Source organism: Bacteroides salyersiae WAL 10018 = DSM 18765 = JCM 12988 (genome assembly GCF_000381365.1).
Taxonomy (GTDB): Bacteria; Bacteroidota; Bacteroidia; order Bacteroidales; family Bacteroidaceae; genus Bacteroides; species Bacteroides salyersiae.
Genome location: NZ_KB905466.1, coordinates 2,152,053 through 2,172,928, shown reverse-complemented (window position 1 = coordinate 2,172,928; position 20,876 = coordinate 2,152,053). Strand labels below are relative to the sequence as shown.

Genomic DNA, 20,876 nt, shown 5'->3' with positions numbered 1-20,876 from the left:
TTAAGATTATGACATTTAGTAACCTTTGCAATGACATCTTTTGGAAATCGACTAACGATTATCATATTACGGACAGTGTAGACGCTCCGATGAACAATCCTTACGAGCTGAAGTCGATAGAATATTATTTGTATCTGAAGAACTGGATTGATGCCGTGCAATGGCATTTTGAGGATATTATACGTGACCCCCAGATTGATCCGGTGGAGGCATTGAAACTGAAGCGTAGAATTGATAAATCCAATCAGGACCGTACGGATCTGGTAGAGTTGATCGACAGCTATTTCCTTGATAAGTACAAAGAAGTGCTTGCTCTACCGGATGCAACGATCAATACGGAAAGTCCGGCTTGGGCAATAGACCGCCTTTCTATTCTTGCATTGAAAATTTATCACATGCAACAGGAAGTGGAACGCACGGATACAACAAAAGAGCATCATGACCAGTGTCAGGTGAAGCTTGCTATCTTGCTGGAACAGAAAAAAGACCTTTCAACGGCGATCGACCAGTTGTTGGCAGATATTGAGGCCGGAAGGAAATATATGAAAGTATACAAACAGATGAAGATGTATAATGATCCGGCTTTGAATCCGGTGCTTTATGCTAAAAAATAAGAAATGTCCCGTATTCTTGTAATTCGTTTTTCTGCGCTCGGTGATGTCGCTATGACTATTCCGGTGGTCTATTCGCTGGCGGCTCAATATCCTCAACATGAAATAACCGTATTGAGCCGTGCGGTTTTGCAACCGCTTTTTCAGGGATTGCCTGCCAATGTGCATTTTATGAGTGCCGATCTGACCGGTAAGCACCGGGGATTATGGGGATTGAATACATTGTATTCAGAGTTGAAAAAGCAACATTTTGATTATGTGGCTGATTTTCATAATGTTCTGCGTACGAAATATCTTTGTCTAAGATTCCGGATGTCTGGAATACCGGTAGCATCCATTGATAAAGGGCGTAAAGGAAAAAAGAAACTGGTACGCCGTCATGATAAAGTATTAGAGAATCAGAAAAGTTCTTTCAGGCGTTATGCCGATGTCTTGGAGAAGTTAGGCTTTCCGGTTTTATTGAATTTTACCTCGATCTATGGTGAGGGAAAAGGAGACTTTTCTTTGATAGAGCCGGTGACGGGACCTAAAGGTGATGGGATAAAGTGGATTGGCATTGCTCCTTTTGCCAAACATGAAGGCAAAATATATCCTATAGAATTGGAAGAACAGGTAGTAGCTCATTTTGCCGGTCGCCCCGATGTAAAGGTATTCCTTTTTGGGGGAGGGAGAAGTGAACAAGAGGTTTTTGACTCGTGGATATTGAAATACCCGACTGTAGTATCGATGATCGGTAAGTTGAATATGAGCACCGAACTGAATCTCATGAGTCATCTGGATGTAATGCTTTCTATGGATTCTGCCAACATGCACCTGGCTTCATTGGTGAATACGCCGGTTGTCTCGGTGTGGGGAGCGACTCACCCTTACGCCGGATTTATGGGATGGAAACAGTTGCCTACCAATACGGTACAACTCGATCTTTCCTGTCGTCCTTGTTCGGTATACGGGCAGAAACCCTGTTTTCGCAAGGATTATGCGTGTATGCGGAATATTAAGCCCGAGCAGATCATACAGAAGATAGAAGGTATGTTGGTTGATTAGGAATATTGTTCAGAGATAATCGTTTGAAATACATTGTTTGATTACATGGAATCTTTATTATACTATCTGATTTTTGCTTTTTGGTTTGTTGTTTCTCTTTTGCCGTTGCGGGTACTTTATTTTTTTTCAGATTTACTTTATTTCCCTCTTTATTACTGTATTCGATACCGCAGGAAAGTGGTACGCCGAAATTTGGTAGACTCATTTCCGGAGAAAAGCCTTGAAGAGATTGTTCGGATTGAAAAGAAGTTTTATTCTTATTTCTGTGATTATTTGATGGAAACGATAAAGCTTTTTACAATTAGTGAAAAGCAGATGCGGAAGCGGATGAGGTTTGAAGGAGTGGAAGACGTAAAAGCTGCTTTTGAAGAGGGGCGTTCGTGTTGTGTTTACCTGGGGCATTACTGTAATTGGGAGTGGATCACTTCGCTTCCCTTGCATTTTGATAAAGAAGAAGTTGTATTAGGACAAATTTATCATGTGTTGGAGAATAAGACCTTCAATGATCTTTTTGTGCGTGTCCGTAGTCGTTTTCAGGCTGTGAATATCCCGATGGCAGAGACACTCCGTAAAATAATCTCCTATCGCCGTGAAGGAAAAAAGATGATTATCGGGTTTATATCGGATCAGACTCCTTTTTGGAACAACATTCATTATTGGACAAATTTTCTGAATCATGACACACCGGTACTGACGGGTGCGGAACGCATAGCGCGACAGGTGGATTTTGTGGTCTATTATGCGGATATTGTCCGTGTGAAGCGTGGGTATTATGTATGTCGGTTGAAGAAGGTTGCTCACGACCCTCGTCGGTTGGAAGAGTTTCAACTGACGGAATTGTATTTCAGAGAGTTGGAAAGAACGATTCAAAAAGCTCCGCAATATTGGTTGTGGACTCATAACCGTTGGAAACGTACCCGCGAAGAGTTCAATCGACGATACGATGAAGAAAGTAAACGGGTGAGACTTGATTAGATTGTTTTTCTATACACGTTTAAAAGGTCTTTAGTGAGCTTTTCTTCTTCGAATAATAATGCGTACTTTTTCCCTTCCTTTATCATTCTTTCTCTGAGCGATTGATCGGTTAATGTCTGCTCTATGGCTTTTGCCAGCTCTTTATCGTCTTCGGGATGTATGTATATGGAATGGGGGCCGCCGGCTTCTTCCAGACAGGAACCTGTGGCGCCGATTGCCGGTACGCCGCTGTTTAATGCTTCCAGTAAAGGTATTCCGAATCCTTCAAAGAAGGAGGGATATACGAAAGTGGTTGCCATCTGATAGAAAGCGGGTAATTCTTTGAAAGGAATGTTGCTTAATAAACGCATCCGGTTTTCCAGGTGGTTCTTTCTTAAGAAATCTTCTACGGTTTCCGCATACGGTGTCCGTTTGCCAATGGCGATAACGGTTATCGGCTCTTGGATATGTAGCAATGCCTTGGCTATCAATAACAGATTTTTTCTGCTTTCAATGCTTCCTAAATATAAAATATAGCGTTGTGGAAGCTGGTATTTTCTTCTGATTTCCTCCTTTGTATTTTCGGGTACTGCTTGCTTGAATTGTGCATCACATCCTTGATAAACAACATCGATCTTTTCTTCGGGAATATGAAAGAAAGATATGATATCCCGTTTGGTGCATTCACTGACTGCGATGATCCGGTCGGCATTCTGACAGGCTTTACGGAACTTGTATGCATATATTTTGCGATCGATATAGTGATAATATTCAGGATATCTTAAAAAGATAAGGTCGTGGATTGTGACAATGCTTCGTGTGTTTTCCGCTTTACGGATATTCAAAGGGAGTTCGTTACTCAATCCGTGAAAAAGACGGATATTTTCTTTTTCAATATCGGAAGTAATTCCCCATACCCGCCAGAGTGAGCGGAATTTTTTCCAGAATGTGGTTTGAGGATAACGCAGTTCCACGTTGTTCGCTTTTTCTATTCCGTTTAGCGAAGAAGTCCGGTTCGGATTGGGAATATAGAGTAAATAGCGTTCATTGGGTGCAAACCGGGTCAATGCTTCAATGACGAAGCGACTGTAATTGCCTAAGCCGGTTTTGTTCTGTGCGGCGCGTTTTGCATCGAAACCTATCATCATGATCAGTTTGTATATGAGTTGAACAGATTATCTTTATTTTATTGCCAAAGATAATTATTTGTACCCAATATTCAGGTACATTTATCTGTCATTCTTTTTAATAGATAATATTTTGGGTGAGTTCCATAAAAAAAATGTAACTTTGCAAATAAAAACAGCGAGTGTAATGATATTGCTAAGTTTTGATACAGAAGAATTTGATGTTCCCCGTGAGCATGGGGTAGATTATCCATTGGATGAGGCTATGAAAGTATCAGTCTACGGGACAAATCGTATCTTGGACTGTTTGTTGCGTAATGACGTGAAAGCGACTTTCTTTTGTACCACGAATTTTGCAGAGAATGCCCCGGAAGTGATGAAGCGTATAATCGATGAAGGGCACGAAATTGCTGCACATGGCTGTGACCATTGGAATCCGAAACCGGAGGATGTGGCCCGTTCCAAACAAGTCTTAGAGAAGTTAACGGCATGTACTATCTATGGTTATCGTCAGCCGCGTATGTTTCCGGTGTCTGAGAGTGAGATAGCCCGGCAAGGGTATTTGTATAATTCTTCTTTGAATCCGGCTTTTATTCCCGGGCGTTATATGCACTTGACAGAGCCTCGTACCTGTTTCATGAAAGAGGGGGTATTGCAGATACCCGCTTCTGTGACTCCTTGGTTGCGTTTTCCTCTGTTTTGGCTTTCTTGTCATAATTTGCCTGCCGGATTGTATCGTTGGTTATGTCGTCGCACATTGCGACATGACGGATATTTTGTCACTTACTTTCATCCTTGGGAATTTTATCCTCTGGGAGAGCATCCGGAGCTTAAAATGCCTTTTATTATTCGTAACCATTCGGGAAAAGGCATGGAGAAGCGTCTGAATGACTTGATCTGTTATTTTAAATCGACAGGAGAGAAATTTGTCACCTATTCTGAATTTGCCAGAGAGAAGCGACAGAATCTATAAATACGGTAAGATTATGAAATTAGGTATTGTAGCCCCTTGTTATAATGAACATGAAGTTCTGGCGGAATCGGCCGGACGTCTGACTGTCTTGATGGATGATCTCGTTGCAAAGAAGAAAATAGATGCGGATAGTTTCATTCTTTTTGTCAATGATGGAAGCCGGGATAACACATGGGAGATCATTTCTCATTTGTTCGAAGTGAATCCTTATGTCTATGGGGTGAACCTGGCTGGAAATGTAGGCCATCAGCATGCTATAATGGCGGGAATGATGACGGCAAAAGACATGTGTGATGCTGTGATAACGATCGATGCCGATTTGCAGGATGACTTGAAGGCTATTGAAGAAATGGTGGATCGTTACAATGAGGGATATGATATTGTATATGGTGTGAAGATATCGCGTGATGCCGACTCCTTCATGAAGAGGAATACCGCTCTTGTATTTTATAAGTTGCAGCGTTCGTTGGGAGTGAAAGCCATTCATAACCATGCTGATTTTCGCTTGATGAGCCGGCGGGCTCTGGAGCAGCTCTCGCATTTTAAGGAACGGAATTTGTATTTGCGGGGGCTTGTTCCGTTGATTGGTTATAAGTCGACCACGGTAGACGATGCTATTAGTGAGCGTACGGCCGGTAAGTCAAAATATACGCTGAAGAAAATGTTGGCTTTGGCAATGGATGGTATTACTTCTTTTTCCACCAAACCTATTTCATTAATTTTAGGAGCCGGATTTTTCTTCCTGTTTATCAGTATTGTCATGACCGTGTATATCTTGCTGTCTTATTGGGAACATGCTACGGTTCCCGGATGGACTTCTATGATGCTGTCTTTGTGGTTTATCGGTAGCATTGTGCTTTTAGCCATAGGGGTTATAGGGCAGTATATAGGTAAAATCTATATTGAGGTCAAGAATCGTCCCCTCTATAACATTGAAACACTTTTGTGTGATAAGAAGAGTAAACTCCAAGATACGTCATCGAAATAATTATTGAAATAAGAGTATTTTATGAAACAAGTGCAACGACTTTACCTGTTTTTACAAAAACCGTTTTTTAGTGATTATCGTACTCTTTTGGGGCTATGGTTGCTATTACCGGTCATTGCCACTCTCCTGAAATTGTCGAAACATAATAATTTTCTGATATTCAGATATGTATATTGGCATACTATCGAGCAGTTACCGTTATATGTAGCTTATGATGAGTATTGGGATACAAACCATTACGGACCGTTTTTTAGTTTGGTGATTGCACCGTTTGCAATGCTTCCTGTACGGTGGGGGCTGTTTTTCTGGTTGATCGTTTTGTCCCTGTCTTTGTATTATGCAATACGTAAATTACCTTTTCCCGACCGGAAACGGATATTTCTTTATTGGTTTTGCGCACATGAGTTGCTGACTGCCCTGTTTATGTCGCAGTTTAATATTGCTATTGCAGCCATTATTGTAGCTACGTTCTATTGTATAGAGAAAGAGAAGGATATTTGGGCGGCGTGCTTTATTATGTTGGGCACTTTTGTAAAGCTGTATGGTATTGTCGGACTGGCCTTTTTCTTCTTTTCCAAGCATAAGGTGAAATTTCTCCTTGCTTTGTTGGGGTGGGCGTTGGTTATGTTTGTTGCTCCTATGGCTATCAGTAGTCCGGATTATATCATTTCCCAATATGTAGGATGGTGGGATAGCCTGTCTGCCAAGAATGCCGAAAATATATTTTCCGGCGGACAAAACATCTCTCTGCTTGGCATGGTGCGTAAAATTTCCGGATGCGCCTCTTATTCCGATTTGTGGCTTATACTCGGTGGACTTATCATTTTTGGATTGCCTTATCTCCGTATTGCTCAGTATAAATATAAGGCATTTCGCTATGCATTGCTGGCATCCGTGTTATTATTTGTTGTTTTGTTCAGCACCGGAAGTGAATCCAGTACCTATATTATTGCTTTTGTCGGGGTTGGTATCTGGTATTGGTCTGTTCCCTGGAAGCGTTCGAAGTGGGATATTGCACTGATGGTTTTTGCTTTTATATTGACCAGCTTTTCACCTTCCGATCTGTTTCCTGCTTATTTGCGGAAGGAATTTGTACAACCCTATGCATTGAAAGCGTTGCCCTGTGCCATTATCTGGTTTAAATTATCGTATGAGATGTGTTTTAGAAATTACATTGAGATCGGAGAAAGTAAGATAGAATGTTGAAAGATAAAGAAAAACTGTTTGAGTTTATCCGTTTTTGTTTCGTTGGAACGATTGCTGCCGGAATTCATTACGGGATTTATTATTTGTTACAGGTATATATTAATGTCAACGTAGCTTATACGACCGGTTATTTGATAAGTTTGGTGTGTAATTTCTTTCTGACGGCTTATTTGACTTTCCACAGTGCACCGTCTATTAAGAAAGTAATTGGTTTTGGAGGGAGTCATCTTGTCAATTACCTAATTCACATGTTTTTGTTTAATTTCTTTTTATATATCGGAATTTCGCGGATATTAGCTCCTATATTGGTATTGGCAGTTGCAGTTCCGATTAATTTTTTGTTACTTCGCTGGGTGTTTAAGCACAAAAAGAAAGAATGTGCCGAAAATTTTGAAGAAAAATGAATTTCCATTTAATGTTAGGAGAGAAGAAGATGAAGAACAGTTTTAAGACGATATTTTCAGCGCCTTTGGCTCTTATTGTCAATTTGTTGTTAATATACGTGAGCTTTAGCTTGTGTCGGTTGTTGTTTATTTGGGTGAATCATAATTATTTTACCGATTTGACTTTCTCGCATTTTTGGGAAATGTTTCGCGGAGGTTTGGTTTTTGATACGTCGGCTATTCTTTATACTAATGCCCTTTATATTCTGTTGGTTCTTTTTCCGTTTCATTATAAAGAGAATCCTAAATATCAATCTGTTGTGAAGTGGATATTCGTCATTACCAATATGGTAATGATTATAATGAATCTGGTAGATACGGTTTATTTTCAGTATTCCAACAGACGTACTACTACTTCTGTTTTCAGTCAATTTGCCAATGAAGATAATCTGGCGGGGATTTTTGGCATTGAATTGGTACGACATTGGTATCTGGTCTTGATAGCTGTGGCTTTCGGATATGCGTTGTTTAAACTTTATCGCACTCCGAAGGTAAATACACAGCATCGGCTGGTGACGTATTACTTGACTTATTTAATCGTGTTGGTAGCATTTATCCCTTTGTGTGTTTTTGGAATGCGCGGAGGAATAGGAAGGGATGTGCGACCTATTACAATCAGTAATGCCAATCAGTATGTAAACCGGCCGGCAGAAACTGCCATTGTATTGAATACCCCTTTCTCGATATTCCGTACTATCGGAAAGAAACCATTTGTCGTTCCCGATTATTTCGCGGATGAGGCGGAGATGACCGCGCTGTTCACTCCCGTTCATGTACCGGCTGACAGTGTGACTTTTCGCTCCAAAAATGTGGTGGTACTTGTGCTGGAAAGTTTCGGTAAGGAGTATTTTGGTTCTCTGAATAAAGAGCTTGAGGATGGAAATTACAAAGGTTACACTCCTTTTCTGGATTCTTTGGTTTCCGAAAGTCTTGTTTATAAATATTCTTTTGCCAACGGGCAACAGAGCATTGATGGTCTGCCCTCTATTCTATCGGGAATACCGCGTTTTGTAGAACCCTTTTTTCTGACTCCTGCCTCCTTGAATAAATTGTCGAGTGTTGGTGGTGAACTCAAGAAGAAGGGATATTATACTGCTTTTTTCCATGGTGCGAGAGACGGTTCTATGGGCTTTCAGGCTTATGCACGTGCAGTGGGATATCCTGATTATTTCGGGCGTGAGGAGTATGGGAATGATGATGATTTTGATGGGAACTGGGCTATTTGGGATGAAGAATTTCTACAGTTCTTTGCTGATAAGATGAGCAGCTTTCCCCAACCTTTTTCTGCGGGTATTTTTACTGCTTCGTCACATCACCCTTATGTAATTCCGGATCGTTACAAAGGGTTTTTTCCGGATGGTACTCTTGAAATACATAAGTGTATTCGTTATTCGGATAATGCTCTGAAACTCTTTTTTGAAAAAGCTTCTAAAGAATCATGGTTTGAAAATACATTATTTGTGCTGACTGCCGATCACACCAATCAGACAGAACATCCTGAATATTGGACAGATTACGGCCGTTATGCCGTTCCTATTATTTTCTATACTCCGGATGGTGATTTAAAAGGATATAGAGATGCCATAGCACAGCAAATCGATATCATGCCGACAGTACTGAGTTATCTTGGGTATGACAAGCCTTACGTCTCTTTTGGGTGTGATTTATTGAATACGCCTGCTGAAGATACTTATGCGGTAAATTACAATAATGGCATTTACCAATATTTTAAAGGCGATTATATGTTGCAGTTCGACGGTGAGAAAACGGTAGCTGTTTATGCCTTTAAAACAGATAAGCTGTTGAAAGAAAACTTGGTTGGTCAAGTACCACAGCAAGGTGCTATGGAACTTGAGCTGAAAGCCATCATTCAGCAGTACATGGAGCGGATGAATGGAGATAGGATGACGGTGGAATGATAATTCTCAAATTTGTTGATATACATTCATTCTTTGCTCTATTAGTTTGTCGGTATCATATGCTTCTTTTATCTTTTTAAAAGCATTAGTTCTGAATGTCAATTGAGTATTAGGATCGTTCATGAGGGTGAGTGTGCTTTGAGCGAAAGCGCTGTGTGTATTCTCTATGTAGCAGTCTTTTCCATTCTCAAATGTCAGCCCTTCTACTCCGACTTGAGTGGTGACGAATGGTATGCCATTGTTGGCGGCCTCTATAATCTTCATTCTCATTCCGCTACCGGTAAGTATAGGTACGATCATGATTGAGTGGCTGCTGTAAGGGCTGATAGAAGGAATAAATCCGGTCATTTCAACCTGCTTATATGTCTGACGGATCATTTTCTGGTTTCTCTTTCTCCATTTTCCTATAATGAATAGAGTAGTTTGAGGTTTCTCTTTTAATATATCATTCCATACATTGTCGAGAAACCACATAATTCCTTCGTAGTTAGGCTGGTGCTGGTCTCCTCCGATGAAAATCAGACTATTGGAAAATTTGTAATCTGCCGAGATTTCAGCAGGAGAAGGAATGATAGCCGGTGATACGAATATGGGCCGGATGACTCCTTCTTCGTTCAGGATGTTCTTGTCTGTCTCTGTTAACGTAATGATGCCCGTACATGCGTTCATTGCTGTCAACTCTTGCTGCTTTAACATATTGAATTGGTAGTAATCTTGTGATGATAAGGCTTTTACGTCTTTAATGAATCTTAGGTTACGGATGAAGTGGATCTCGTGTTGCACATAGATGCGTTTAATGTCGGGGAATGCAAATGCCAGATTCAGGGAATTTGCAAATTCAAATTGTATAATCTCAATGTCATCTTCATTTATTACTTGTTGCAAAAAACGGACAAAGCCATAATCGATAGCTCCCTCGAAAGAATGAGATAGGTAAGGATTTATAATAGCCCTGTTATTATCAATCTTTTTGTATAGCTTTTTTATTTTCTTTCTGTATTTTCTGATGAGCCAGCAAGGGCGCTGCTCTTGATAAGGATGAAATTTTACATCAGGCCACTCTTTTTTTAAAGCCGTTTCATTTTTTATATTTGTAGAAACATATGCAAAAGAGATTTGCATTTTTTTTCGAAGAGCATTAATCATATGATACTGGGCTTGTGCTCCTCCTGAGTTAAGTGGGTATGGAAAAACCGAGGTTGTAATTAAAATATTCTTTTTTGACATTAGTAGCTTGGATTTTCGACAAATATAAGAAATATTTTTGTAAACTTGTCAAGGCGGATATTTATTTGTATTTTTGTTGTAACTAAATGCATTTATGCATAGAAAAGGGTTTGGAAATGAGTATAGTAAGTGTTATTATTCCGGTTCATAATACTGCAGATTATCTTCGCAAGTGTGTAGAGTCAGTGAGAGACCAGTCTTTGAAAGATATTGAAATAATTCTGGTAGATAATCTTTCAACAGACGATTCTCCTGCAATGTGCGACGCATATGCTAAGCTTGACTCGCGTATCAAAGTTCTCCATTTGCCTGTTGCAGATCTTTCGACGGCACGCAATGCCGGTATTAAAGAAGCAACATCTGAATATATAGGTTTTATTGATAGTGATGATCATATATCCTCCACTATGTATGAGGAAATGGTTGATGCATTGGTACGGAATCAGGCTGATATGACGTATTGTAATTTTTGTTATGAATATCCGGATATGCACACTGACTCTCCCTATCCTAACTCCGGGGAGGTTTATCTGTGTTCTCGACGTGAAGTTTTAAGGGAAATGATGCAGGAGAAAATGAGCTGTTCGGCTTGTACGAAGCTGTTTAAGAGGGAACTGTTTGATTCATTTCTTTTTCCCGAGGGAGTTCTTTATGAAGATAGGGCGGCGATGCATCAATGTATACTTCTGTGTCAGAGGATAGCATGGATTGACAAAGCGTTTTATTTTTATGTAGAACGCCAGGGAAGTATTTGCCATACTGTTAAGCCTTTGAACTTGTATCATCATTTTTTGTCAGAGTTTGCACGGATACAATTTATAAAAGAACAGGCTTTGTTCGAGGGAAAAGAACTTTATGTTGAATTGACGAGAATTATAAATATCTGTTTTGCTTTATTCAAACAGATTCTGTCGATGACCAAAGTGATGTATTTTTGGGAACCGATTGAGGATATGAGGCAAAAGTTGAAAATTTTGCTTTATTTGTCGAAAGAAGAGATAGAGCCTCGGTGTTATAAACGTTTGAGGAAAATTGTTTATTTCTGGAAGCCATACTACTTTTTCAATTTCTATTTTAAGAAAAAAGATTGGCGTCCTTGATGTTGAAACGAATATCTGGGAAAAATATAGATAATGTGCTCTTCATGCTTTTAAAATTATTGACTTTCAATTAAGATTAATGCATAGAATTTGCTCATGTTATAAAAAAACTCGACTTTTGCATTCATTGGATTTCTTATCCTTTTAAAGTTATAACGTATTAATATTTAAAATATAAACATGCAAGCAGTTATTCTGGCTGCCGGGATGGGAAAACGTCTGGGCGAACTGACAAAGAACAATACAAAATGTATGATTAAAGTTAATGGAATAACTTTAATAGAGCGTGTTTTAACTCAACTGTCTTCTTTACCCCTGACGCGGATCATTATTGTAATAGGGTATAAGGGAGAAGAACTGAGGGCTTTTTTAGGAAATACCTATAATGGACTTGCCATAGAATATATAGAGAATAAGATTTATGATAAAACGAATAATATATATTCTTTATCTTTGGCAAAGGAAGAATTGCAGAAAGATGATACTTTATTGATAGAATCGGACTTGATTTTTGAAGACTCTTTATTTCGTCTGATCTTGGACAATCCTTATCCTAATTTAGCTTTGGTGGATAAGTATGAAACTTGGATGGACGGTACAATGGTGCGTTTGGATGATGAAAATAACATTGTAAACTTCATACCGAAGAAAGCATTTAAATACAGTGATGCGGAACAATACTATAAAACTACGAATGTTTATAAATTCAGTAAAGAGTTCTTAACGACACATTATGTTCCGTTCCTGGAGGCCTATACTAAAGCGTTGGGCAATAATGAATATTACGAGCAGGTGCTGCGTGTTATAACGTTGCTGGATAACTGCGATTTGAAGGCCCTTCCACTGACCGGACAGAAATGGTATGAGATAGATGATGTTCAGGACTTGGATATTGCCGAATCTCTTTTTGCTCCTTCTGGAAAACAAGTATCGCTTTATCAGAAACGTTTTGGAGGATATTGGCGCTTCCCTAATCTTTTAGACTTCTGTTATTTGGTTAATCCTTATTTCCCTACTCGTCGTATGCGGGAGGAAATGAAAGCTAATTTTGATATTTTATTGACGGAATATCCGTCGGGGATGAATGTCAACAGTCTTTTGATTGCTAAGTATTTTGGTATAAAACAAAGATTTGCTTGTGTAGGTAATGGCGCCGCCGAATTAATTAAAAGTCTGATGGAAAAGCTTAGCGGTAACATAGGTGTGGTATTTCCCACTTTTGAGGAATATCCTAACCGGTTGGATAATCGGACGGTGATTCCATATGTTCCGAATAATAAAGATTTTACTTATACGGTTGAGGAACTTCAAGCTTTTTTTGAAGATAAGCCTGTCTCTTCGTTGTTGTTGATTAATCCGGATAATCCTTCGGGCAATTTTATATCTATACCGGATGTGCAGAATCTGATAAGGTGGACTCAGCGCAAAAATATCCGGTTGATTATTGATGAGTCATTTGTTGACTTTTCTACAGAAGGCAAGCTGAACTCGCTTCTCTCAAATGATATTCTGGAAAAGAATGGACATCTTATTATAATAAAGAGTATTTCAAAATCTTATGGTGTGCCCGGACTTCGTTTAGGGGTACTTGCTACTTCTGACACCAGACTGATTGACAGCATTAGAAAAGATGTAGCTATCTGGAATATCAATTCGTTTGCCGAATTTTATATGCAAATCTTTGGCAAATACGAAGATGATTATCAGAGGGCTTGTAAGAAGTTTGTTGTGGAACGGGAACGTTTTTGGGGCTTGTTGCAGCAAATTCCTTATCTGAGGGTTATCCCTTCGCAAGCCAATTATTTTTTATGTGAGATTATTTCTGACTATAGTGCCGGGGAGCTAACCCGGTTGTTGCTTGAACGGCATAATATTCTTATAAAAGACTGTTCTGCGAAATCGGCATTTAATGGTGGAAATTATATCCGTATTGCGGTACGGAGTGAGAAAGACAACAACCGACTGATTGACGCGCTGAGCGTTATAAATAACAGAATATGATTACTATCGATTCCCAGCAAATAGAAAATTTATTTATTTCTCCTTCTTTGTGTGTGGATTGGGTTGCACAAAGTTTCCGGATGAAAAAGGATAGCCAATTGCCGGCAAAAGTTTCTGTGCACCCTGCAGGAAATGATTTTTTTACTACTATGCCTTGTTTGCTCCCTTCGGATAAAGAGCGGTTCGGTGTTAAAGTAGTGTCTCGTATATTGGGTAGAACCCCTTCTTTAAGTAGTGATATACTGCTTTACAATAGTGCAAATGGAGAGTTGCTGGCGTTGATAAATGCGGATTGGATAACAAGCATGCGCACAGGGGCGGTAGCTACGTTGGCAATTAAAACGCTGCGTTCTTCTTCCGCCCGGAAATATTCTTTCATCGGATTGGGAAATACGGCAAGAGCGACATTGCTTTGTCTATTGAGCAGTTTCCCGGATGAAATATTTCAAGTCGTTTTATTTCGTTATAAAGATCAGGCAGAGTATTTCATTGACTATTTTAGAACATTTGGAAATGTCGTTTTTAGCGTTGTGGATACGATGGAGGAATTAGTGGAAGATGCGGATGTCTTGGTGTCCTGTATCACTGATGCGGACGGACTTTTAATAGGAAACGATGCATTGTTTAAACCCGGTATATTGTTGGTTCCGGTGCACACGCGTGGCTTTCAAAATTGTGATCTGTTTTTTGATAAGGTTTTTGCTGACGATACTGAGCACGTTAGAAGCTTCCGGTATTTCAATCAATTTAAATGGTTTAATGAGATAGGAGATGTACTTGATGGAACATGCCGTGGCCGGGAAAATGATAAGGAGCGAATTTTGTCGTATAATATTGGACTGGGGCTTCATGATGTCTTTTTTGCATCTAATATATACGATATGATAACTAACCGTTAATGAAACTGTTATGGCCAATCAAGCAGAATTGAGAGAGCGTTTTAATCCGGATGGTTCATCGTTGCGCAACCACCAATTACGTATGTTGGAAATGCTGAAGTATATTGACGGTGTATGCAAAAAGCACAATATCTCTTACTGGTTAAGCTCCGGAACTCTCTTGGGGGCGGTGAGGCATGGCGGCTTCATTCCTTGGGACGATGATCTGGATATTGAGATGCTTCGGAAAGATTATTTGAAGCTTGTGAAAGTTCTTGGACGGGAAATAGACTCAAAATATGCTTTGCAAACGCATAAAACAGATACACATTATCTTTATCCTTTTGGGAAATTAAGGGATTTACATTCTGTGATTAAAGAGACACATGATGCAGATATCTTTTATAAGTATAAAGGAGTGTATGTTGACTTGTTTCCTTTGGAACCATTGTCGGAAAAGCTGGCACGGAAGTTTGTCAGAAAGCATCAGAAGCTGAAAGACAAGGCTGCTTTGGAGAAAGACAGGCAGAAAAGAGAAAAGCTGATTGTCCGGAAGTGGTTTTTCTTGTCGGTCAGATATTTCTGGATTCGTCTTTGGTCATGGGTAAGTATTCGTGACGAAGTCAGGCATACTTGGGGAAGCTGGTTCTCGATATCTCGCAGAAAGAGTGAATTGTTTCCTCTTTCACAGGTGGAGTTTGAAGGGAGCTACTTTCCTGCTCCCCGAAGTGTCGACAAGTATCTGACCCGTCTCTATGGAGATTATCTTCAATTACCGGATATAGAGAAAATAGAGGTGCATACGGCAGATGTAGAATTGGATTGAATTATAATTTCCCTTGTTTTTTGTAATGCATCAGGTTTAGAAATCCCAGCCAGGAAGAGAAGCGGTATACTTTGATGATTTTTCTTTGTCTTCCCGGCAGGCATTTGAGCAATTGCGGACGCTTTTTTATATCTTTGACAATACGCTTCATATCTTTGTCTGCATTCTCATAATATCCCCAATGCATGCATAAAAAAGCCATTTCTATATTTTTTAGTATTAGGTTGTTACGATAGGATTCGTATAAGCCTTTTTCTATCATGAATCTTTCTATCCACTTGGTGTAAGTTCGTAAGTCTTCGTGTCTTTTAGGGGTTATATCGTGGCAAATGGACGACTCTATTTGTCTGTAATAGAGAATGGGCTGTTCCAAAGCTACTACTTTTTGTGTGTGATATAATAGTTGTACCATTAATATGGCGTCTTCACCGAAAGATATTTCCGGAACGAATGATATATCGTTTCTTTCAAAAAGAGAACGGGAAAGAAAGTTGGACCAGACACTCCAATAAGCTCTTCCTGAAAGAATCTCGTTAAAATATTCCATACCTGTCATTTCCTGAAATGAAAAATGCCCGGAAATGTCCATCTTGTTTTCTGAGTAATAGAAAAAGAAAGGGGCAGCAACAACTTCTGCATTGGTTGCTTCTGCTTTATCAGTTAAATATTCAATCGCATTTTCTTGCAGAAAATCATCACTGTCCAGGTATTGAATGTACTTCCCTTTTGCTTGCTCTGTGCCTGATTTTCTGGATAAGGATGGTCCTTCATTGATTTTATCTATATATTTAATTCGGACATCGAGTTGTGCATATTGTTTTATAATATCTAAACTGCCGTCTGTGCTTCCATCATTTACCAGGATTAGTTCCCAGTTTGTGTAAGTCTGCTTTAAGACACTATCTATACATGTTTTTAAATATTTCTCAGCATTATACACTGGAGTTATGATTGAAACTAAAGGAAAAACAGGTTGCATGGTGGCTTGTATATATGTGTTTAGATTCTTTTTGGTGAACTTTATTTATTATCTGTATGATTGCCTTTATGGTGTTCTGTGAGCTTTGCGAGCATTACAAATTGATAATATCCTTCCAGGCAGGCTTTTATAAAGCCTTCTTTACCGTCTCGTATACCTCCTTTCAGTATATATGTTTTGAAGAATCGGAAAAAAGGGCGATAAAAGAATGCGAGGGTTCCATATCTTTTATTTTTTTTTCTTTCTACTTCATTTCGGGTATATTCATTGGTTTTTCTTATAATATCAGAAACGCTGTCATTGGCCAGATGGACAAAAGCTAACTCTTTACGTCTGGCAGGAATCGAAAACAATGTTCCTTCTACTATAGGGGACACATGGATTATGGGGGGCCATACAGTTCCTTCTTTTTTGAAAAACCTTAAAATATGATCCGGATAATGACAATGCATGAACCTGCCCATAAAATAGTTCTTGCGTGGAATGTAAATACCTGCAGGGCAATCGGGGCTTGCTATCTGTTTATAAAGATATTCTTTTAATTGCTCGGGTACCACTTCGTCTGCGTCTACTACAAGCACCCAAGGATGTGAAGCCTGTTGGATAGCAAAGTTGCGTGCTGGTTCTACGATATTATGGTTTCCCTTCTTGAAAGTTACAATTTTGCAATTAAATGTTTTTGCAATCTCAATTGTATTGTCAGTGCTTTCCATATCACAGATAACTATTTCATCAAAACCTTTTACGGCTTCAAGAACCTGTTTTAAATGTTTTGATGCGTTATAGGTATTTATGATAACTGATATTTTCATTGTGATATGCTTTATTGATTCGTTTCTAAAGCAAAGATAGAAAGAATTATAATTGAATATTATATAATTAGCTTTTTATTCTGTTTTTGATCTGCATGATGTGAAAGATATTAGTTGAAAAATTGGGTTAAAACGAATAGAATTGGTCTGATTCTTGTGATGAAGTAATTAGATTTACTGATTGATGTTTGTGCGAAAGTTATTAAAAAAGAGAATATACTATCATTTTGCTGTTGTATTGATTGTTTTCCTGTAATTCACTTTTGCAAAAAAGTAGTAAATAGAAAATGGGTTGCATGATAATGTAGATAATATACGGTTCTTATTGCATATTTTTTGCTTAAATTGAATATATATGTATATTTTCTTGGTATCTTAGTCGGAATGTCTCTACTTGATAAACCCGGTTGCTCTACGAGAAACGACTTGAAAGTCGTAGAGGAACGGTAAGATTCTCTATGAGAAAAAATAATTCTTTTTGAAAGAACGCTTTTTGACTCTAATTGCTTCTCTGTTTTGGAGGGCTTTCGTATGGAAAAAAGTATGAAATATGTAGGTTCTGATGGTGAATTGCCGGCGGATGTTGAAATTGAAGAGAAATATGTCAGTTAATTACTTGTGAATAGATGATTTTGGAAAAAGGAGTTAGGGAATAATGGCGTTTTTTACATTCGTACCGGTATCTTCTCTTAACGAAAGGATTCTATGAAAAAAAGAATGTCGTTTTGTCAAATTGTAAGTTTAGAGGGAGATTTTTTATTTGTATTCATGCAGACTACTAAAGTAATGAAGGAATGTTTGTTTATGTTTTTGTCAAAGATGGAAATATAAATGATATTCTTTTTGTATTGCAAACTTGTATTTTCCTTTTTTTTATTTCTGCATGTGTCTTTCACATTTTTATTGTATGTATTTGGAAATTTAAATTAAGCAGAAGAAAAGTGATAATAATTAAAAGGCTATGAGTTTATTAACCATCTTGGTAGGAAGAATTAAGGCTTAAAGTTAAAATAATCAGTTTTTTATTGTTATTTTTGCAGAATATAGAGCGAAAGTAAGTTCTTAGGAAAAGTAAAAACAAATATTGTGAATATGATTTTTGTAAAAGGATATGGGCAAATGTGTAATAACATTCTGCAATACGCACATGCCTATGTATGGGGAAAGGAAAACAACGTAAAAGTCGTATCAATGCGTTTTGCTTATAAATATCGTTACTTTGAAGTCTGTAATTATAAGTATCACCGTTGGCCGGTTTATCTTTTTGCAAAAATGTTGATTAAATTGCAGTTGATAAAGTGTTTTTTTCTGGACGAGCCAACAGATGTAACCCCTGATGTACTTGCAGAGTTGAAAAGGCATCGAATGGTTGCTATTGATGGTTGGCAGTTTCGTTTTCCTGAATTATTTATGAAATATCGGACAGAAATTAAAGATATGTTTGCCTTTAAATCTTTGGTTTTAAATAAAATAAAATCTTTTTTAGAGGAACATACAAAAGCAGACGGTACGGACGTACGTTTGGCCGTTCATATTCGCAGAGGTGATTATAAGGTCTGGATGGGCGGAAAATATTTTTTTAATGATGATGTGTATATTGAGCACATACGTCAGTTTTTGGACAATTTTCCTGATAAAAAAGTTTCTGTTTTTATTTGTACCAATGATCGTAATTTAAATGTGAATTGTTACAGGGAGGCTTTAGGGCTGAAAAGTATTTATTGTCCGAAGGGAAATGAGGCGGAGGACTTGTGTTTGCTGTCTCAGTGCGACTATATAATAGGTGTAAAGAGTACTTTCTCGTTGATGGCTGCATTTTATAATAATCGTCCGATTTATTGGATCATGGATAAGAATGCGCCATTGCAATTGAGTAATTTTAGTTCTTTTGAAAAATTGTTCATGACTGTTTAACCTAACTTTAAGAGAGATGGATACAAAAGTGTCATTGCTGATTTCTACGTATAATTGGGAAGATGCGTTACGATTATGTCTGTTGAGTGCTTCTATTCAAACGGTTTCTCCGGATGAGATTGTGATAGCTGATGATGGTTCGAGAGAGGATACTCGTAAATTGATAGATGATTTTAGAGTAGTATTAAAAGTTCCTATAGTCCATATTTGGCAAGAAGATAAAGGATTTAGAAAAACTTCAATCTTGAATAAGGCTATTGCGCAAGCTAAAGGCGATTATATCATCCAGATAGATGGTGATGTAATTATGGAACGTCATTTTATCCAAGATCATATTGAGATGATGGATAAAGGATATTTTGTCTGTGGAAGCCGTACTAAGTTAGGACCAATGGTGACTAAAAGATTGATTAGTGATATCAGTTTAAAGCTGAATGTTTCGGAAATTAAAGCAGGGTTTATCCTGAATGGCTTTCGTTCCAGATTACTGCGCTCTTTCCTGGCAGAACGGTATGCAAAAGTCATAGATCATATGCGTGGGTGTAATCTGGCTTTTTGGCGGGATGATTTTATATCAATAAATGGGTATAATGAGGATTTGCAGGATTGGGGACATGAAGATGGAGAGCTGGTGTATCGTTTGCATTTTGCAGGAGTTGGAAAGAAAGCTTTAAAGATGGGAGGAATTGTTTATCATCTTTGGCATAAGGAGGCTTCCCGCCATAATGAGGGGCAACATTTGCATGCTCTGGAAGTAGTAAAGGAAAACCATGTTAAGTGGTGTGATAATGGAATTGATAAATATTTGAGATGAACGAACCTCTGGTCTCTGTAATTGTACCGAATTATAATCATAGTGCCTATTTAATGTCACGTATTGATAGTATCTTGGCTCAAGATTTTGATAATTTCGAGTTGATACTTCTGGATGATTGTTCTACTGATAATAGTCGTGATATCTTGTTAAAATATCAATCCGATAATCGGGTTACCCATATCGTGTTTAATGAACAAAATAGTGGTACGACTTTTAAACAATGGGATAAGGGCTTGCTTTTAGCTCGAGGTAAATATATTTGGATTGCTGAAAGTGATGATTTTGCTGAAAAGAATTTTTTAACAGAAACGGTTACGGCATTAGAAGGAAATCCGGATGTCGTTTTAGCTTTTACCGGTTCGCAGATGGTAGATGCTGATGGACAACACATGGCGTTGGATTGGGATAAATTTTCATCTAAATTGCCGTTGCAGACAAAATTTGCGAGTAGAGATTTTCTTATAAAGAATATGCTATGGGGCCCCAGTGTATATAATGCCAGCATGGTGTTGTTTCGAAAAGAATGCTATACGAAAGTGAATGGTGGCTATAAAGAGTTTCGTTATTGTGGTGATTGGCTTTTTTGGATAGAGATATGTCGGCAGGGTAATGTTATTCGTATAAACCGTAAATTGAATTATTTTCGACAGCATGACAATAAGGTATCCCCAAAGGCAGAAAAAGAGGGTGCATATTTTATAGAGGGGGGGCGAATTCTTGAATATATGATATCTTTGCTGAATTTATCCTCTTATCAACAATACGTTGTTGGTGGACGTACTTTAAAACGACTTTTGAAAGATGCTAAAACCCGCGTTGGGTTGAAGCAGAAAGCTTTGAATGCTCATCCTGAATTATTCCGGGGGGGAGTATTTTCTATTTGGCTGTATGAATTTGATAAGATATTTAATATTTCACACTTACATCGTTAAAGATAGAATAAAGGAGGGTGTTGATAATGCTTTTTTATTATACTTGTTGAAAAATACATGCTGATGAATGAGAAGGGGATAATAATGTGCCAGACAAACTATAATTAAGATAATTGTTGAATTCC

19 protein-coding genes are annotated in these 20,876 nt (G+C 38.3%); 15 read left to right on the top strand and 4 right to left on the bottom strand.

All coding sequences use genetic code 11. The features are described 5' to 3' along the window. Positions 1-8 precede the first annotated feature (8 nt). The 3 genes from HMPREF1532_RS08165 to HMPREF1532_RS08155 are packed head-to-tail and all read left to right on the top strand — an operon-like array spanning position 9 to position 2,630. Positions 9-614: a DUF4254 domain-containing protein gene (locus HMPREF1532_RS08165; protein ID WP_005927523.1), complete on the top strand. Its 606-nt coding sequence runs from the start codon at positions 9-11 to the stop codon at positions 612-614. Between the two features lie 3 nt (positions 615-617). Continuing rightward, the gene (locus HMPREF1532_RS08160; RefSeq protein WP_005927520.1) at positions 618-1,655 is read left to right on the top strand and encodes a glycosyltransferase family 9 protein; all 1,038 of its coding nucleotides are present in this window, start codon (positions 618-620) and stop codon (positions 1,653-1,655) included. Between the two features lie 45 nt (positions 1,656-1,700). Then, complete coding sequence (locus HMPREF1532_RS08155) at positions 1,701-2,630, top strand: lysophospholipid acyltransferase family protein (protein WP_005927517.1); 930 nt, start codon at positions 1,701-1,703, stop codon at positions 2,628-2,630. On the opposite strand, the gene HMPREF1532_RS08150 is transcribed toward HMPREF1532_RS08155, so the two are convergent. After that, positions 2,627-3,757 (bottom strand): glycosyltransferase family 4 protein, encoded by a 1,131-nt coding sequence (locus tag HMPREF1532_RS08150; RefSeq protein ID WP_025819007.1) that lies wholly within the window; start codon positions 3,755-3,757, stop codon positions 2,627-2,629. The two genes, HMPREF1532_RS08155 and HMPREF1532_RS08150, sit on opposite strands and share 4 nt — an antisense overlap. Positions 3,758-3,923: 166 nt before the next feature. On the opposite strand from HMPREF1532_RS08150, the gene HMPREF1532_RS08145 reads away from it, so the two are divergent. From HMPREF1532_RS08145 to HMPREF1532_RS08125, 5 genes are read left to right on the top strand one after another with little or no spacing between them, the layout of a single operon-like run. Further along, the gene (locus HMPREF1532_RS08145) at positions 3,924-4,709 is read left to right on the top strand and encodes a polysaccharide deacetylase family protein (protein ID WP_005927512.1); all 786 of its coding nucleotides are present in this window, start codon (positions 3,924-3,926) and stop codon (positions 4,707-4,709) included. Positions 4,710-4,719: 10 nt separating this feature from the next. Then, complete coding sequence (locus HMPREF1532_RS08140; RefSeq protein WP_187373826.1) at positions 4,720-5,697, top strand: glycosyltransferase family 2 protein; 978 nt, start codon at positions 4,720-4,722, stop codon at positions 5,695-5,697. A gap of 21 nt (positions 5,698-5,718) precedes the next feature. Next, positions 5,719-6,903, top strand: a complete 1,185-nt coding sequence (locus HMPREF1532_RS08135; RefSeq protein WP_005927507.1) for a glycosyltransferase family 87 protein — start codon at positions 5,719-5,721, stop codon at positions 6,901-6,903. Continuing rightward, entirely contained in the window at positions 6,897-7,307 is a 411-nt protein-coding gene (locus tag HMPREF1532_RS08130; RefSeq protein ID WP_005927505.1) for a GtrA family protein, read from the top strand. Before HMPREF1532_RS08135 ends, HMPREF1532_RS08130 begins: the two co-directional genes overlap by 7 nt. Continuing rightward, on the top strand, positions 7,304-9,265 hold the full coding sequence (locus HMPREF1532_RS08125) for an LTA synthase family protein (protein WP_005927503.1): 1,962 nt from the start codon (positions 7,304-7,306) through the stop codon (positions 9,263-9,265). Before HMPREF1532_RS08130 ends, HMPREF1532_RS08125 begins: the two co-directional genes overlap by 4 nt. A gap of 6 nt (positions 9,266-9,271) precedes the next feature. Here HMPREF1532_RS08125 and HMPREF1532_RS08120 read toward each other — a convergent pair whose 3' ends face one another. Next, a complete protein-coding gene (locus HMPREF1532_RS08120; protein ID WP_025819009.1) occupies positions 9,272-10,387 on the bottom strand; it encodes a glycosyltransferase in 1,116 nt (371 codons plus the stop codon). A 221-nt stretch (positions 10,388-10,608) separates the two neighbouring features. On the opposite strand from HMPREF1532_RS08120, the gene HMPREF1532_RS08115 reads away from it, so the two are divergent. From HMPREF1532_RS08115 to HMPREF1532_RS08100, 4 genes are all read left to right on the top strand, one after another. Beyond that, a complete protein-coding gene (locus HMPREF1532_RS08115; RefSeq protein WP_167556081.1) occupies positions 10,609-11,592 on the top strand; it encodes a glycosyltransferase family 2 protein in 984 nt (327 codons plus the stop codon). Between the two features lie 180 nt (positions 11,593-11,772). Then, on the top strand, positions 11,773-13,593 hold the full coding sequence (locus HMPREF1532_RS08110) for an aminotransferase class I/II-fold pyridoxal phosphate-dependent enzyme (protein WP_005927496.1): 1,821 nt from the start codon (positions 11,773-11,775) through the stop codon (positions 13,591-13,593). Then, complete coding sequence (locus HMPREF1532_RS08105) at positions 13,590-14,492, top strand: hypothetical protein (RefSeq protein WP_005927493.1); 903 nt, start codon at positions 13,590-13,592, stop codon at positions 14,490-14,492. Before HMPREF1532_RS08110 ends, HMPREF1532_RS08105 begins: the two co-directional genes overlap by 4 nt. A 10-nt stretch (positions 14,493-14,502) precedes the next feature. Beyond that, positions 14,503-15,297: a LicD family protein gene (locus HMPREF1532_RS08100; protein ID WP_005927491.1), complete on the top strand. Its 795-nt coding sequence runs from the start codon at positions 14,503-14,505 to the stop codon at positions 15,295-15,297. A gap of 1 nt (position 15,298) precedes the next feature. Here the strand turns inward: HMPREF1532_RS08100 and HMPREF1532_RS08095 are convergent, their stop codons facing one another. Both HMPREF1532_RS08095 and HMPREF1532_RS08090 read right to left on the bottom strand, forming a co-directional pair. Next, a complete protein-coding gene (locus HMPREF1532_RS08095) occupies positions 15,299-16,276 on the bottom strand; it encodes a glycosyltransferase family 2 protein (protein ID WP_005927488.1) in 978 nt (325 codons plus the stop codon). Positions 16,277-16,317: 41 nt separating this feature from the next. Continuing rightward, positions 16,318-17,088, bottom strand: coding sequence for a glycosyltransferase family 2 protein (locus tag HMPREF1532_RS08090; RefSeq protein WP_005927486.1), 771 nt, complete (start codon positions 17,086-17,088; stop codon positions 16,318-16,320). 1,092 nt (positions 17,089-18,180) lie between these two features. Here HMPREF1532_RS08090 and HMPREF1532_RS08085 point away from each other — a divergent pair. The 3 genes from HMPREF1532_RS08085 to HMPREF1532_RS08075 are packed head-to-tail and all read left to right on the top strand — an operon-like array spanning position 18,181 to position 20,751. Then, complete coding sequence (locus HMPREF1532_RS08085) at positions 18,181-19,002, top strand: alpha-1,2-fucosyltransferase (protein ID WP_005927477.1); 822 nt, start codon at positions 18,181-18,183, stop codon at positions 19,000-19,002. Positions 19,003-19,018: 16 nt separating this feature from the next. Further along, entirely contained in the window at positions 19,019-19,816 is a 798-nt protein-coding gene (locus HMPREF1532_RS08080; protein WP_005927474.1) for a glycosyltransferase family 2 protein, read from the top strand. Further along, positions 19,813-20,751 (top strand): glycosyltransferase family 2 protein, encoded by a 939-nt coding sequence (locus tag HMPREF1532_RS08075; RefSeq protein ID WP_005927471.1) that lies wholly within the window; start codon positions 19,813-19,815, stop codon positions 20,749-20,751. The genes HMPREF1532_RS08080 and HMPREF1532_RS08075 overlap by 4 nt, the downstream gene beginning before the upstream one ends. Positions 20,752-20,876: the final 125 nt, after the last annotated feature.